Source organism: Treponema denticola, from assembly GCF_024181405.1.
In the GTDB taxonomy this organism is placed as follows: Bacteria; Spirochaetota; Spirochaetia; order Treponematales; family Treponemataceae; genus Treponema_B; species Treponema_B denticola_D.
In genome coordinates, this window is record NZ_CP051302.1 from 2,191,629 (window position 1) to 2,206,186 (window position 14,558).

Here is a 14,558-nt window from a genome sequence, read left to right on the forward strand (position 1 = left end):
TACTATTATATCAAAAAATAAGATTATTGATAACCTGTAGAAAAAACACCATTGAAAATGGTATAATATCAGCAAACATTTAGAGAGATTTCATAGAATAAAGGAGATGCAAAATGAAGATATTACAGACAGAGATTGGCAAAGCATATGCGAATGTAGTCGGAAAAACGAAAGAAGGTACGCCTGTATATTCTATATTGAGTGTGCCTTATGCACGAGCAGAAAGATTTGAATATGCTAAAATTCTTGATAAACAAGACTATTCACCGGATATGATAATTAATCGTAAAGAAACAGTATGTTTTCCACAAAGGAAATATCCTCTATTTTTTAATATTTTTATGAAGCACCATATGTTACGACCGGAATTTCAACCGTTAAAAGATACTCAAACGGAAAATGCATTTGTAGTAAATATATGGGCACCCGAGAATTTTACGGAAAGAAAACCGGTAGTTGTATTTTTACATGGCGGAGGCGAAGGGTCGGGAACAGTTCCAATATACACAATGGAACATATTGCCGAACAAGGTGTTGTAGCAGTTACAATTACTTATCGAATAGGAAATTTCGGATATATGCCTGTTTTCGATAAGGGAGAAATAAAAGCGTCTCTTGCTTATCTTGATCAGCAAACAGCTTTAAATTGGATTTATAATACTATAAGTTCTTTCGGCGGAGATAATACAAATATTACGCTTATGGGGCATTGCGGCGGTGCGGTTGCAGCGCTGTATCATTATTTAAATCCTGTAAGTAATAAACTGTTTCATAAATTAATCCTATGTGCAGGGAATGTCCCGATATTGTCGGAATTTGATTTTGCAAAAAACGAATATGCAAAAATGCTGTCAAAAAATCATCTTAAAGGACTTGAAGAACTAAAAAAACTGTCAGCCAAAAAATTGATGAAACTAAAAGGAGGACAGAATGATATTGTTGACGGTATATTCTTTGCAGAGCACCCAATGAAATTATTAGAGCGTGGAGAATTCCCTTGTATGCCAGTTTTGATAGGCTCTAACAAAGATGAATTTTCTATGATTGAATTACCTATGTTTTATAAGGCTCTCGGAATTACAAAGAAAAAGAAAAATTTAAAAGATGTTCTTTTAAAAAAATACGGTGAGTTTGCAGAAACGCTCGAATCCGAATTTAAATCGGAAGCAAATGGAATTGTAGATTTACAGATTCAAATAATGGAATTGCTGATCTTTCATTCAAGCGCGTTGTTTCTTATGGAAACGTTAGGCAAAAAATGCCCTGTATACGGCTATAGAATGAACTATATCCCTCATTTGTATAACGGACTGCGAGGTTCGTATCATGGGGCGGAGCTGGCATTTTTCTTTGGAACCATAGATAAAATGAATATACCCATTACCGATGAAAATAGAAAAGCAGTTATTTCAATTCAGAAGGACTGGATAGAATTTATAAGGACGGGAAAAATGAAAGACCGGACTCTTTTTAATGAAACAGGAAAAATTACGGAATATGATAAAGATATTAGAACTATACCGTTTCCGCATGCACATCTTATTCATCACATTCAAAATAGCGGCATTGCCGATAAGCTACGAAAAGAATATATCCGCAACCGTAGATAATCAACATTAAAAAAGCCATAGAAAATATGCATGACAGCAGGATTAAACCCTATCTCTTTAATAAAAAATGGATTCCCTTTGCCGAATACTGTGACAGCTGCTTTTTGATGTTGGATTTTGATCCGGATACAGCGGGAAAAGAAGGTCAGATTATCTGCTATATCCATGATCCGGATAAAGTGGTTTATGCAGCGCCGAGTATTACGGAATTGGTTGATGGGATAATTGCAGAAATTGATTAAACTTATTTTCAGCGGAGGAAAGGGAGATAACAAATGCTAAAGATCGGAGAAAATCATATGTTTGAAGATGGCTGGAATGGAAGACAGAGCTGTCTGATGCATTTAAAAAAAGATGGTTCTGCCTCATGGTCAGTGCGGATATGCTGAACCCTATGAACAGGAAAAATTTGAAATCGACAGTTGGATACCTGTTATTGAATCGGTTAAGGACTGGGAAAAATTCGGATTATAGGAAAAGTTTGGCGAGCGGAGGAACTATGAATGAGATTGAGAAATATAGAATATTGAGTGCAGGAAAAGCCTTTGGTCACCGTGCCCAAATTGCTTTGTTGTTGCTTGATAGCAGCACAGCCTATGAAGAACTTAAAGAGGAAGCGGCACAAACTTCAGTTGCCGGAAGTTACGGTTGTACCGGAGGTTTTCCATCCGAAATACTTGAAAGAATAATAACAGAATTGATATGCCGCGATACCCGTAATAGTTGGTATCTGCCTGACAATGTAAAATTTTGGGACAGGCGTTTCGGCAGTCTGTTTGAGACCAAGTTTTTTTGCTATGATGATGATGTAGAAACTTGGAGTAATATACTTTACAAATTCTTTGTAAAACTCAAGTGGATGCCTAAAAGAGAAGATTATACTTCAACAAAAAGCTATAATAATGTTTGGGGATATTTTGCAGAACTTTTAGCGGTTGTAAAACAAAATAATCATCCCGAATTTGATAAGTATTATGAAATTGCAATCAAAAACGGAATGAATGCAGTGATTTTGGAAAGAAAGTTAAAAGAACTGTCTGAAATAAAACAGTCCTTTATCGGAGTTTAAGGCAATGAAAGAAAAAACTTTGGTTACTCTTAAAGATGAAATATCTTTGGAATATCCGTTTTCTGATGACATGCCTATGGTTTACTTAGGCGAAATAGTTAATATGCCGGAACATGGAATTTTTATAGGTCAATCCGGAAAATGCTATTTTGGGTATCATATTTCAAATTTTAGAGAATTAAGCGAAGAAGAAGTATAAATATGTAATGACAATATATTGACATCGCACGAAATAATGAATATACTTAAGAATGGGGTGATATTATGGCAACAACAAATTTGAATATCAGAACAGATAAAGAAATGAAGGAGCGAGCAGAAGCTATTTTTTTTGAGTTAGGGCTTAATATGACAACGGCTATCAATATATTTTTAAGAACAACTATTAGAGAAAATGGAATTCCGTTTGCTTTGAAATTAGATATTCCCAATGCAATTACAGCGTCGGCAATAGAAGAAGGTAGAAAAATTGCTTATGATGATACCGTAAAAAAATATTCAAATATAGACGATTTGCGGAAAGCACTGGAAATATAAAATACGAAATAAAATTTACAAACCAATTTAAGAAAGATATTAGACTTGCAAAAAAACAGAATAAAAACTTAGATAAGTTATTGAAAGTTATTGATTTACTTTCAAATGGAGAAAAACTTGAAGCTAAGTATAGAGATCATGATTTATCAGGAAACTATAAGGGAACAAGAGAATGTCACATAGAACCGGATTGGCTTTTAGTATATGAAATTAGAAATGATGTACTTGTACTTATGCTTTATAGACTTGGCTCACATTCAGAGCTTTTTAAAAAATAAGACAGAAAATGTTTTAAGAAGTTTACAATGAATAATCAGATGGATTTTATACTGCCTACTTTATATGATAAGTTTTTATCAGAAATGGGAGAGGATGGAGAATTTACAATAGAGGATACCGGTATCATTTTATATTCAAAGGCAGATTTGGTGGAAAGAAATACTACTTATCAGATAGCTGAATGGGAGCCGGATTTTTTTATGATTGGACAGGACGGTGACTTAGCTTTCTTTATAAAAAAAGATTCTGATGATACTATTTATATGAATGATTTGGGAGCCTTGGGTTCGATTGAAATGAAGCGTACAGCCTCAGATGTGTATGAGTTTGTTAAAAAGAATTAGTCTGAGTTTGATTTGGATGACATCAGGCGGTTCATTTTCTGCCTATTTTGATGATGACGAGCTCTTCTTAGGGCATTGTATAACAGTATCCGACGGCTTAAAGAAGGGAGTTGTGTCGGCTGATATGGAAGGGTAAGAAAAATGTCAAAGAAAAGAATTACCTTACAAGTATTTTATAAAAGATTGATTTATTAAACTGAAGGCCGTGATGTGATAATGCTTACCGAATGGATAGAAAGAATAAAGCGAAAACACAATTGTAAAGCACATTTTGGGAGTGATAGTTTTCAAATGAAAGACTGTATCGTAGCTCCGGTCCACCTGATTCCGGAGGAGATTTATGATAATCAAGAGTTTGATTTCTATATTAAAACAAAATATGATGTTTACCTGCTCCGTATTATAAATAATGAATCTAAGTGCGGGATTATTTATCCGGCAAAACTTAATGGTATTATATATATCATAAGCAACTTACCTATTAGCAAAAACAATATAACCGAATCTATTCAAAAAACTCTAAATCGATTAGAGGAATATGGTTTTCCAAATTTAAAGAACTCAAAATGCAACATCGCATTTCAAATAGAGTAATAAATAGATAATGACGATAAGATGCTCTTTCCATATTGAATTTTGGGGAGCATAATAGTATAATAATCACGATAAATGCTCCCCAAAGGAGAAAAGATAATGCCGACACAATATAATGAAATACAGGAATTCCTCAAGACTCGCGCCGATCTTCATGCCAGATTAAATTTACTGCCGTATGACGGTACACCTGAAATTAAAGAACGCGGCGATGGAAAATATTTATATGTTAGAAAGCGTGTAGCCGGTAAACAAACATCGACATATGTGGGAGTCTATACAGAGGGGTTATATAACCTGCTTCTTCGTAATGCAAAAGAAGCTCGCAAAATAAGAAAAGAACTTAGATATGTAGAAAAACAACTTGCTATTGCCGGATATTCCGAAGATGAACTATCTTCCAGTGTTATGGCTAATATTGAATTTGCAAGAGCTAATATAAAAATAAATATCTATGATCAAGCTGTCTTGGAGGGAATTGCAACATCTTTTCCACAGACAGAAGAAATTATAGACAACGGAAAGGTTTCCGGAATGACAGCAACTGATGTGCAAAAGATTTTGAACTTGAAACATGCTTGGGAGTTTATTCTAGATAAAGATGTTATTGCAAGTAAATCAGACTATTATATGCTTAGTCATATTGCAAAACTTGTAAATGAAGGTTTTTTTGCAGAAGGCGGCCGCATTCGTGGTGTTCCGGTAACCATTGGAGGCTCATCTTATGTTCCGTCTTTACCGAATGAAGCAGATGTTAAAGATAGAATTCAAAAGATTACCGAGGAGAATGATGATGTGATTAATATTGCTATTAAACTATGTCTTTATTGTATGAAGACACAGATATTTCTTGATGGTAACAAAAGAGCCTCTATTATTTTTGCAAATCATTATTTGATTTCTCATGGCGGCGGTTTTATTGTAATTCCGGAAAAGGAAGTTTCTGAGTTTAAGCAGTTATTAGTAAAATATTACGAAGGAGAAGATGTATCCAATATTGCCAGCTTTATGAAAGAACGCTGCTGGAAAACAATTTAATTAATATGACAGGAGATAAAAAAATTGCAAACTATATTTTGGCTATTCCCTATTATTTTTATGCTTCATGAGATGGAAGAAATAATAGGATTTGGAATATGGTAGAATATTAGTTAATGTTTAGAGAAACTGGAAATGCAAAAGGAGTTGTAAATTATGAGAAGAATAACATTTCAATGCAATAAATATTCACCCGGTGTATTGTATATTATGGTGTTATTCGGAGTAACTCTTGGACTTTTGACTTTTTATGCATTTCTTGTGTTTTCCGGTATTGAAAAAGGACCGGAACATGGACCGATATATTTCATAGAACATCCCAGACATGCTGTTTATTTGATATTCGGTTTAATTCCTATTGCTATGTCGCTGCCGGCATGGATTGCCGCAAAGTGTTGGAGCAGCAAGGAGGAAGAAGCACAGCTTGACCTATATGAAGATCATGCCGTTCTATATTGGAAAAATAAAGAATTCCTCATCAAAAAGGGAGTGCTAAATATTAAGATTCCCAAACCGCAGCCTTATTGGTATAAAACTTACGTATTAAAAATACCAAAACACAGAATAGTTTTAGTCGGCTCCGTAAAAGAAACAAAAGAAAAGAGAAGAAGGCAGCTTTCTTTGGATATTGCAATAGAGGAACTGTCAGCTTACAAAAAAGTAAAAATTGGAGCAAGGAAAAGAAACCGTACGCATGGATAAAGTGAATGTTGCACTGGCGATGTTCGGTATGGAGAAAAAATATGGAAAAGCAAGCACTTTTAAATCAATGGCTGCATGAGCAAGAAATAGCTCATATTAAAGGTTGGGATTTCTCTCACATTAGAGGAAGGTATAAAGAAGAGGACGATCTTCCATGGGATTTTGGAAAAATCATAAAATCTTATCTGAGTGATACCGATTATTTATTGGATATGGAAACAGGCGGCGGAGAATTTCTTTTATCTTTTATGGCCAATGCTAAACACACTGCTGCGATTGAAGGCTATGAACCAAACATCAAAATATGTGAAGAAAGACTTCTTCCTTTAGGGATAAATTTTAAAGCATGTGACGGCGGAGATGTCCTTCCTTTTGAAGATAATTACTTTGACATTATTACTAACAGACACGGTAAATACAATGTAAATGAGATTAAAAGAACTCTTAAAAAAGGAGGAGTATTTCTTACACAGCAAGTAGGCGCTGAAAATGACAGAGACCTGGTAGAGCTTTTAATTGGCAATATTGACATTCCGTTTCCGGAAGCTTATTTGAATATTGCAAGACAGGAATTTGCAGATAACGGATTTGATATTATAGAAGAAGCTGAAGTCTATAGGCCGATAGAGTTTTATGACGTAGGTGCACTTGTCTGGTTTGCGAGAATCATTGATTGGGAATTTCCCGGTTTTGAAGTGGAGAAATATCAGAAGAACCTTTTTAAAGCGCAGGAAATTCTTGAGAAAGAAGGTGTAATTAAGGGAAGGATTCATAGATATTATTTTGCGGCAGCTGCATTATGATAACAGTGCCTTTTCTTTCTCCGTTTTCGGCAGAGACTGAACCGCCGAGTACTTGCATAATACTTTTAACGATGGAAAGCCCCAAGCCTGCCCCGCCTGCGCTGCGGACATGAGCAGCATCTCCTCGGTAAAACCTATCAAAGATATGCGGTAATGCATCTTCTCCGATTCCCGGACCGTTATCCGAAATCGAGATAATATAAGAATTCCTATATTCGGCCGAAAGAATGATGTGTGCATTTTCTCCTGCAAATTTTACGCTGTTGGAAATAATTATTGTACAGGCCTGATGCAGCAGTTCCGCATCGGTATGGATAGTTTCAACCTCTATATGAGTATCGAAGCTTACTCCGGGCGCATATGTTTTTGTCTCGTCTATGAGCCTTTCAAACAGCGCTGGGATGGAAAGAGGCGCAGCCTTAATCTTGATACTGCCGTTTTCAAAACGGGCAATACGCAGCAGGTTTTCAATAATCGACTGCATAGAATGAGCTTCGCGGATCAGCACAGAAAGCGAGTGCTCCAGCCTGTCGGGATCGTCTTTTCCCCAACGGCGAAGCATATTCGCATGACCGAGTATGACGGCAATCGGCGTTTTTAACTCATGAGAAACATCGGCTGTAAACTGCCTTTCTCTTGCAAAATCGGTTTGCAGGCGGGAAAGCAGGTTGTTAAACGTCTTTGCAAGTTCATCAAAATCATCCCCTTTGTCCGTAACAGGCAGCCTTTCATCGAGATTGGATGCTCCGATTTTTTGTGCTGCTTGGGTCATCGCGCGGACAATCCTCATCGTGCGGCCGGAAATAAAAAATGCAGCGCCGTATGAAATAAAAAGGAGAGGGATACCAATGAGCGCAAGCATTCGCGGCAAGCCGGAAAGAATAGCTTCTGCCGTATCGGTATCCATGTTGAGAGCTGTCTGGATAATATATCCGTCCGCGGTGTCTGCCGGCATTGCATAGTAAAGAATATTTAAGTCGCCGTCGCTGAAATACTGCTTAGCGGTGTAGCGTTCGGCACGATTAGGCGTTACCGGAAGTGCCGGTAAAAAGGGGTCATTTGTCGCGGTAATTTCTTTGGTATTGCTTTCGTATACTGTGAAAGTTATATAGTAAGGCAGCTCGCCGTCAATTTCCTGTATGCGTCCTTTTTGCAGCAATTCGGCAACCAGTCCGGCGGAAGTTTTAAGCTCCGTATTTTGCTGATTGCGGATATTCATGCGGAGGAGCAAAATGATACCGGACGATAAAACAACGATGATTGCAGCAAGCAGCAGCGAAAAGCGCATGGCTAGCCGGTGCACAGTCGATACGCGAAGCCTATGCGGATAAGGGCTATTCGCTTTCATCATTGCCGTCCCTCATAACATAACCGACACCGCGTACCGTCGAAATATACTCTTCCCCGGTTTTCTCATCGATTTTTGACCGCAGATGACGAACATACACATCTACCGAATTTTCATCGATATAATAATTTTCACCCCACACCTCACTGATAATCCGATCGCGGCTTAAAACGGTATTTTTATTTTCTATAAATGTTTTTAGCAAAAGGTATTCTGTTTTGGACAATATCGTGTGTTTTTTATTCACCATTACTTTCATCGCGGCAGGGTCAAGTTCTATTGCACGCAGTTTAAGCACAGATGTTCCTTTTACCTCGTTCCGCCGCATAACAGCACGCATACGCGCAAGCAGCTCTTCGATTTCAAAAGGCTTTGCAAGATAATCGTCTGCACCGGAATCAAGCCCGCTGACCTTATCGAAGGTTTCTCCCCGTGCGGTAAGCATGATTACCGGCACGCTCGATGTCTTTCTAATCCGCCTGAGCACTTCAAGTCCGTTCAGCTGAGGCAGCATGATATCAAGCAGGAGAATATCGGGAGTATCGCTTTCAAAAAGCTCAAGAGCTGTTCTTCCGTCGCCGGCGTGTAAAACGCTGTAGCCTTCATGTTCCAATTCGAACCATAAAAAATCCGCAATTCCTTCATCGTCTTCCACAATCAATACCTTGCTCATCAATCTTCCTCCTCAAAACGAATATACTCGCTGTAATGATTGTGAGTTATTTTGTCGTGTTTTTCTTTATCCTTATGCGGATGAATATTTACAAATTCAAATCTGTATTCTTTGTTGCAGTGTATATCATCGAAATGAGAACTATACAGAGGAATATGATTAAAACTCTTTGCTTCAGGTAAATCGATATAAAAGGGTTCATCTTTTTCTGAACCTAAAACAACGGAGACAGGAATCAGTATTTTTATTTTGTTTCCTGCCTTATTAAAAGAAAGAACCGCAGCGCCCGGCAGCGGATTTCCGTTTATGCGTATAAACTTTTTTTGCAGGGTCCGCGGCTCGACAGGAATATTGAATTTTATTTCTATTTCAAGATAATTGCCGGACTCGATTTCGCTTTCTATTTTGGTAACATAAAACAGCTCAACGGCAGAGGGCAGACGCTTTCCGCGATAGCGAAGTGTTTTGCCGTCATCATCATGTTTTTCTGCAAAAACTGCCGAATAAAGCATAAAATATATGAGCGCAGCCGTAATAAAGACGATACATTTTCTATTCTTTCCCATAAGCACATTATACAATATTTTTGCCGTCTTGTGTCATAATTTTAGATTAAAATTTTTTAATCTTTTTACAAGCCCCCTTTCATGATACAAATAAAAAAAATCGATATATTTACTGCGGACGGTGAGAGTAACCGTATCAATTTTTAAGGAGCATACAGATGAATAAAGATATTACAAAAAAAGCAATGGTAATTGCGGTTGTATTATTCTTGTTGGGAGGCTCGGTTTTTGCAGATTCGCATAAACCGAATTCTAAAGAGGGAAAGCACGGTCACGGTAAAGGGTTTACCTATAATAAAAGATCGGCAGACAGCAAGGCTGAGATTGGAACGGCAGGATATCAACTCATGGGAGATTGGGTATTTCGCGGAACCGATAAGGCCGTAAAGGTAGAGTTCGACCGCGATGGTACAATGGAAATCAAATGGCATCAAGGATTTGATTCGGAAACGGAATGGGAAGGTTTTTGGACGGCAACGGATACCGAAATCACTTTTACCGTAAAAACAAAAGAAACGGAAACATGGATAAATGGTGCAAAAAAAGAAGTCCGCGAAAATATAAATGCAACATGGAAAATCCAATACTCAATAACCGATGATACGCTCACACTGACAGGAAGCGATTTGCCTAAAGAACTTGCAAACCTGCAGCTGTCACGAACCGGCCGATGGCATTAACAAAAAAGCACACGGGTGAATACCCGTGTGCAAAACCTGATTGAATCTTTTAATAAATTGTATTATCTTTAAATATAAAATTTTCTTTTTGTTAGATAGCTTAGTTTATTCGTACGGAGAGTTTAATACCCGCCGTTTTTCGGCAACGCTCTGCGTCAGGGTTGTTGATTAAAGAGCTTAAAATGAAAAAAAATGTTTACCGGCAAAAAAACTTTATCTTGTTTTTTATTTTATTTTTTGATAGAATAAGGACAATAAAATATTTGGAGCTATTTAAATGACAGACAATGTGGAAAAAATACTTAACCGTTTCTTTTTTAAAAATGTAAACGGTATTTGGACAGGAAATATAGGCAATAATAAATTTCTTATTAGGCAAGATAAATCAACCAATCAAGAACTTGTTCTTAAAACCTCTTGTGCCGTAAGCGGATCAAAGGGAGACCTATTCGCTTTTTTAGATGAGCAAAAAAAGATGGAAAAGATAAAAACATTTAATATGGATGAAGATTTGTTATCCTTGACCTATACTTGCAATAACAACGATTCAGAGTTTGAATTTTTCTTAAAAGATCTTTCCGATATTTTAACAAAGTTAGAATCACACGATGTTTGCTTTTCATGTAATAAAATACGGGAAACAAATGCTTATAAAATCAAGAACGTTCCAACATTTTTATGCTCAGAATGTGTAGATAATTTTAAAACTAAGATGGAAAAAGTAAACAATGAACCGAATAATTATTTGACCGGAGCCTTGTGCTGTATTATAGGAGCCTTAGTCGGTTCTTTAGCTTGGATCTTAATAGGCTATTTCGGTTTTTATGCATCCATTGCAGGATATTTTATAGCCTACTCTGCATTTTACGGTTATAATTTTGGAAAAGGAAAGGCAACCAAAACAGGTGCTATAATAAATATCATTGCGATAGTTTTTGCTCTGCTTTTTGCCGAATACATAGGTTTATTTTTAGCCGTCCAAAAAGAGGTCAGCTTAGATTTTCTATCCTTTGTAAAATTCTCTCCGGTATTTTTTTCCGATCCGGTCTTTATAAAATCCATTCTTCCCAGCTTAGGTCTCGGCTTTTTGTTTGCCGGCTTAGGTTCTTATAGAATAATCAAGGATATGTTTACAAAGGCAAATGAACTTTCAGATATCTCGATAGAAAGAATTTGATAAGTTTACAAGAGTATCACATTGAATAAAACCGCTTCGCTTAATAAACCGATTTGTACAATCTTGTCAATATGTTTTCAAGCTTTTTGCCGTAATTCGGGTCTGCCGCCCAAGTTCCGGCAAGCCCGTAAATTGTAGGAGCCTTCCCCTTAGGATTAACATATTTGTATCGCGGATCAACCTGAGGACGGACAAGGGGCTTAGCCGTAGCATAAGCCTTTAAGTGCTGCACATGGGCCAAAACTCCGGTCTTTTCGCTCGGAAAACTTTCTCCTTTTTTTCCGTCCCCGATTGAACCAAGCCCGCAAAAATTATTCATCTCCTCGCTTACCAAACCTCCGAAACGCAAAAAACCTGTTTCCAAACACATTTGCGAAAAAGCAATATCCGAATTTATTCCTTCCGTCTCTGATTCTTCTATATAAAATTGAGCCAGCCGTTTTACCTTCGCCCTATCAGCCTTGGGGTTTTGGCTCATAAAAAAAAACGGTTAAATCCTCAGCCGAGCATCTGCCTCGGCTTTCTATTAAATGAGGAGGTTTTACAAAAAAGCTCAAACATGAAAAAAACAAAAAAGATAAACCAAAAATAAAGATATAAAAAATCTGCTTTCTCATAGCTATAGTTTCGGAGAAAATACATCGTACTTGAATTTTCTCTTGACCAAGTTTCTTTTTAATGATATCATACCGCCCCTGTAAAAATTTATGGAAGAAAAAAATGATTAAGGTTCAAAATATTTGCAAAACATACAAGGTCGCAAAAAGAAATAAGGGCTTAAAAGAAGCTGCAAAGGCTCTTTTTAAGAAGGACTATGAATATATAAAAGCCTTAAACGATATTTCTTTTACGATTAACGAAGGAGAAACCGTAGGCTACATCGGCCCGAACGGAGCCGGAAAGAGTTCTACCATAAAGATTCTCTGCGGAATCCTTACACCCGATTCGGGAACTTGTGAAATTGCAGGTCTTGTTCCATGGAAAAAGCGAGTGGAATATGTAAAAAACATCGGCGTAGTTTTCGGGCAAAGAACTCAGCTGTGGTGGGATATTCCCGTTATAGATTCCTTTGAACTTTTAAAGGATATTTATTCTGTGCCTCAAAATATTTTTCAAAACAATTTGGAAGAGCTGATCAATCTTTTAGAATTAAAAGAAATTGTCAAAACACCGGCTCGTCAGCTTTCTTTAGGCCAAAGGATGAAGTGCGAAATTGCAGCCTCTCTTTTACATAGTCCCAAAATTCTTTTTTTAGATGAACCGACAATCGGGCTTGATGCTCTTTCAAAATTAACGGTGAGAAAATTTATTTCGGAACTGAACAAAAAAAATAAAACGACTATTATTTTAACAACCCACGATATGCAGGATATCGAAGCAATTACCGAGCGTATTATTTTAATAGACAAAGGACAGATTCTTTTGGACGGCACATTAAAAGACATTAAGAAGGATTCATTATCTTTGGATGAAAGCCTTGCCGAATTTTATAAAGAGAATTGTTAAAGGGCTGTACGGCTTATGAAAAAATATCTTTCTTTTTTTAAAATACGCTTTATAGCAAACTTACAATACAGGGCAGCAGCTCTTGCCGGTATCTCAACTCAATTTGCATGGGGAACTTTAAATATCATTTTATTTAAGGCCTTTTATGAATCCTCTCCGGAAAATTTTCCTATGGGCTTTTCTGCTTTTGTTTCCTATATTTGGATGCAGCAGGCTTTCTTAGCGTTTTTTGCAATGTGGACATTTGAAAGTGATATAACCGATTCGATTGTTTCGGGCTCCATCGCATATCAAATGTCTAAACCGATAAACATATACAATCTTTGGTTTACCCGCTCGGTTGCATTAAGACTTGCAAGAGGTCTTTTAAGATGTTTTCCGGTTTTAATAATTGCCTCAATTTTACCTCAGCCTTACCGTTTGATAATGCCAGACCCTATTACCTTTTTTATATTTATAGCTTCTATGATATTGGGGCTTTGCACGGCAGCAGCCTTTACCTGCCTGATATACGTGCTTTGTTTTTTTACTGTTTCTCCCAAAGGGCTTCAAATAGTATTTTTCTCGGCCTCCGAGATGCTCATGGGGCAGATAATCCCTATTCCTTTTTTCCCTGAAACAATAAAAAAGATTTTGGAATTTTCTCCTTTTACGGGAATTCAAAATATTCCTTTAAGAATTTTTTCTTACGATATTTCATCTGCCGATGCAGGCAAAAAAATACTCCTGCAAGTCTTCTGGCTCCTTGTTTTATTTTTATCGGGAAAAATTATTGCAAGAGCAGCAGAAAAAAAACTGGTAGTGCAAGGAGGCTAAATTAAAATTTAGGATAATTATGAAAGGCTTAAACCTTTATTTTAAATATCTAGGTATTCTTTTAAAAAGCACAATGCAATACAAGGCTTCATTTTTTTTATCCTGCTTGGGTCAGTTTCTTTTAACCTGTAACAGCGCGGCTGCTCTTTATCTTTTATTTGCGCGCTTTCAGTCCATAAAAGGATTTTCCTTTGCCGAAGTTGTTTTTTGTTATTCAATAATGCAGTTAAGTTTTGCCATTACCGAAAGCTATGCACGAGGCTTTGATTCATTTTCTGCATTGATTATAACCGGAGACTTTGACAGACTTCTTTTGCGTCCCCGAAATTTACCCCTTCAAGTACTGGGAAGTAAATTCGAATTTTCAAGGATAGGAAGATTGCTCATAGCCGTCGTTTTATTTTTTTACGGCATAAGATTCGGAAATATAGATTGGTCTTTTTTAAAGGTGTTTACAATTATATCAATGCTCTTAGGAGGCATAGCGGTATTTTCAGGTCTTTTTTTAATCTATGCAGCTATTTCTTTTTTTACCATACAAAGTCTTGAGTTTATGAATATCTTTACCGATGGAGCCAGAACATTTGCCTCATACCCTGTTTCAATATACGGAAATAAAATTTTACGCTTTTGCACTTTTATAATTCCTTATGCTCTTTTTCAATATTATCCGCTTTTGTTTTTATTCGATAAATGCAAAAATCCTACCCTCGCCTTTTTACCCCTTCTTTCATTTTTGTTTTTGATTCCTGCTTATCTTTTGTGGCGGTTCGGAGTTTCAAAATATAAGTCGACGGGCTCGTAAAAACGTATCGG

Annotated in this window: 19 protein-coding genes and 2 pseudogenes; 17 read left to right on the forward strand and 4 right to left on the reverse strand. The window is 36.8% G+C overall.

Annotated features, from left to right (window positions below; all coding sequences use genetic code 11):
* The first annotated feature begins 113 nt into the window (after window positions 1–113).
* The 12 genes and pseudogenes from HGJ18_RS10280 (at window position 114) to HGJ18_RS10335 (ending at window position 6,976) form a co-directional block, all read left to right on the forward strand.
* Window positions 114–1,610: a carboxylesterase family protein gene (locus HGJ18_RS10280; RefSeq protein WP_253696284.1), complete on the forward strand. Its 1,497-nt coding sequence runs from the start codon at window positions 114–116 to the stop codon at window positions 1,608–1,610.
* 17 nt (window positions 1,611–1,627) lie between these two features.
* Window positions 1,628–1,852, forward strand: a pseudogene (locus HGJ18_RS10285) (SMI1/KNR4 family protein); the annotation flags it as partial.
* 257 nt (window positions 1,853–2,109) lie between these two features.
* Window positions 2,110–2,679: a hypothetical protein gene (locus HGJ18_RS10290; RefSeq protein ID WP_253696286.1), complete on the forward strand. Its 570-nt coding sequence runs from the start codon at window positions 2,110–2,112 to the stop codon at window positions 2,677–2,679.
* Between the two features lie 4 nt (window positions 2,680–2,683).
* The gene (locus tag HGJ18_RS10295) at window positions 2,684–2,878 is read left to right on the forward strand and encodes a hypothetical protein (protein WP_253696288.1); all 195 of its coding nucleotides are present in this window, start codon (window positions 2,684–2,686) and stop codon (window positions 2,876–2,878) included.
* A gap of 65 nt (window positions 2,879–2,943) precedes the next feature.
* The gene (locus tag HGJ18_RS10300) at window positions 2,944–3,216 is read left to right on the forward strand and encodes a type II toxin-antitoxin system RelB/DinJ family antitoxin (protein ID WP_002665927.1); all 273 of its coding nucleotides are present in this window, start codon (window positions 2,944–2,946) and stop codon (window positions 3,214–3,216) included.
* The gene (locus HGJ18_RS10305; RefSeq protein WP_253698329.1) at window positions 3,213–3,494 is read left to right on the forward strand and encodes a type II toxin-antitoxin system YafQ family toxin; all 282 of its coding nucleotides are present in this window, start codon (window positions 3,213–3,215) and stop codon (window positions 3,492–3,494) included. The genes HGJ18_RS10300 and HGJ18_RS10305 overlap by 4 nt, the downstream gene beginning before the upstream one ends.
* Window positions 3,495–3,521: 27 nt before the next feature.
* Entirely contained in the window at window positions 3,522–3,839 is a 318-nt protein-coding gene (locus HGJ18_RS10310) for a hypothetical protein (RefSeq protein ID WP_253696290.1), read from the forward strand.
* Entirely contained in the window at window positions 3,817–3,975 is a 159-nt protein-coding gene (locus HGJ18_RS10315) for a DUF2262 domain-containing protein (RefSeq protein ID WP_253696292.1), read from the forward strand. Before HGJ18_RS10310 ends, HGJ18_RS10315 begins: the two co-directional genes overlap by 23 nt.
* Window positions 3,976–4,055: 80 nt before the next feature.
* Window positions 4,056–4,433 carry a hypothetical protein gene (locus HGJ18_RS10320; RefSeq protein WP_366793075.1) on the forward strand — a complete coding sequence of 126 codons (378 nt, stop codon included), beginning with the start codon at window positions 4,056–4,058 and terminating at the stop codon, window positions 4,431–4,433.
* A gap of 99 nt (window positions 4,434–4,532) precedes the next feature.
* Window positions 4,533–5,471 (forward strand): Fic family protein, encoded by a 939-nt coding sequence (locus HGJ18_RS10325; protein WP_253696296.1) that lies wholly within the window; start codon window positions 4,533–4,535, stop codon window positions 5,469–5,471.
* 156 nt (window positions 5,472–5,627) lie between these two features.
* Window positions 5,628–6,173 carry a hypothetical protein gene (locus tag HGJ18_RS10330; RefSeq protein WP_253696298.1) on the forward strand — a complete coding sequence of 182 codons (546 nt, stop codon included), beginning with the start codon at window positions 5,628–5,630 and terminating at the stop codon, window positions 6,171–6,173.
* Between the two features lie 41 nt (window positions 6,174–6,214).
* Complete coding sequence (locus HGJ18_RS10335; protein WP_002687123.1) at window positions 6,215–6,976, forward strand: class I SAM-dependent methyltransferase; 762 nt, start codon at window positions 6,215–6,217, stop codon at window positions 6,974–6,976.
* Here the strand turns inward: HGJ18_RS10335 and HGJ18_RS10340 are convergent.
* The 3 genes from HGJ18_RS10340 to HGJ18_RS10350 are packed head-to-tail and all read right to left on the reverse strand — an operon-like array spanning window position 6,930 to window position 9,563.
* On the reverse strand, window positions 6,930–8,327 hold the full coding sequence (locus tag HGJ18_RS10340; RefSeq protein WP_253696300.1) for a sensor histidine kinase: 1,398 nt from the start codon (window positions 8,325–8,327) through the stop codon (window positions 6,930–6,932). The two genes, HGJ18_RS10335 and HGJ18_RS10340, sit on opposite strands and share 47 nt — an antisense overlap.
* The gene (locus HGJ18_RS10345) at window positions 8,311–8,997 is read right to left on the reverse strand and encodes a response regulator transcription factor (protein WP_253696302.1); all 687 of its coding nucleotides are present in this window, start codon (window positions 8,995–8,997) and stop codon (window positions 8,311–8,313) included. Before HGJ18_RS10345 ends, HGJ18_RS10340 begins: the two co-directional genes overlap by 17 nt.
* A complete protein-coding gene (locus tag HGJ18_RS10350; protein WP_253696304.1) occupies window positions 8,997–9,563 on the reverse strand; it encodes a hypothetical protein in 567 nt (188 codons plus the stop codon). The genes HGJ18_RS10345 and HGJ18_RS10350 overlap by 1 nt, the downstream gene beginning before the upstream one ends.
* Before the next feature lie 158 nt (window positions 9,564–9,721).
* On the opposite strand from HGJ18_RS10350, the gene HGJ18_RS10355 reads away from it, so the two are divergent.
* Together HGJ18_RS10355 and HGJ18_RS10360 are read left to right on the forward strand one after the other, a co-directional pair.
* A complete protein-coding gene (locus HGJ18_RS10355) occupies window positions 9,722–10,243 on the forward strand; it encodes a hypothetical protein (protein ID WP_253696305.1) in 522 nt (173 codons plus the stop codon).
* Window positions 10,244–10,520: 277 nt separating this feature from the next.
* Complete coding sequence (locus HGJ18_RS10360; RefSeq protein WP_253696306.1) at window positions 10,521–11,420, forward strand: MFS transporter; 900 nt, start codon at window positions 10,521–10,523, stop codon at window positions 11,418–11,420.
* Window positions 11,421–11,460: 40 nt separating this feature from the next.
* On the opposite strand, the pseudogene HGJ18_RS10365 reads toward HGJ18_RS10360, so the two are convergent.
* A pseudogene (locus HGJ18_RS10365) lies at window positions 11,461–12,037 on the reverse strand (glucosaminidase domain-containing protein).
* A 103-nt stretch (window positions 12,038–12,140) separates the two neighbouring features.
* On the opposite strand from HGJ18_RS10365, the gene HGJ18_RS10370 reads away from it, so the two are divergent.
* Genes HGJ18_RS10370 through HGJ18_RS10380 form a run of 3 tightly spaced genes read left to right on the forward strand, consistent with a single transcriptional unit; the run spans window position 12,141 to window position 14,547 of the window.
* Window positions 12,141–12,926: an ABC transporter ATP-binding protein gene (locus tag HGJ18_RS10370; protein ID WP_253696308.1), complete on the forward strand. Its 786-nt coding sequence runs from the start codon at window positions 12,141–12,143 to the stop codon at window positions 12,924–12,926.
* A gap of 15 nt (window positions 12,927–12,941) precedes the next feature.
* Window positions 12,942–13,742: an ABC transporter permease gene (locus HGJ18_RS10375; RefSeq protein ID WP_253696309.1), complete on the forward strand. Its 801-nt coding sequence runs from the start codon at window positions 12,942–12,944 to the stop codon at window positions 13,740–13,742.
* 19 nt (window positions 13,743–13,761) lie between these two features.
* The gene (locus HGJ18_RS10380; RefSeq protein WP_253696310.1) at window positions 13,762–14,547 is read left to right on the forward strand and encodes an ABC transporter permease; all 786 of its coding nucleotides are present in this window, start codon (window positions 13,762–13,764) and stop codon (window positions 14,545–14,547) included.
* Window positions 14,548–14,558: the final 11 nt, after the last annotated feature.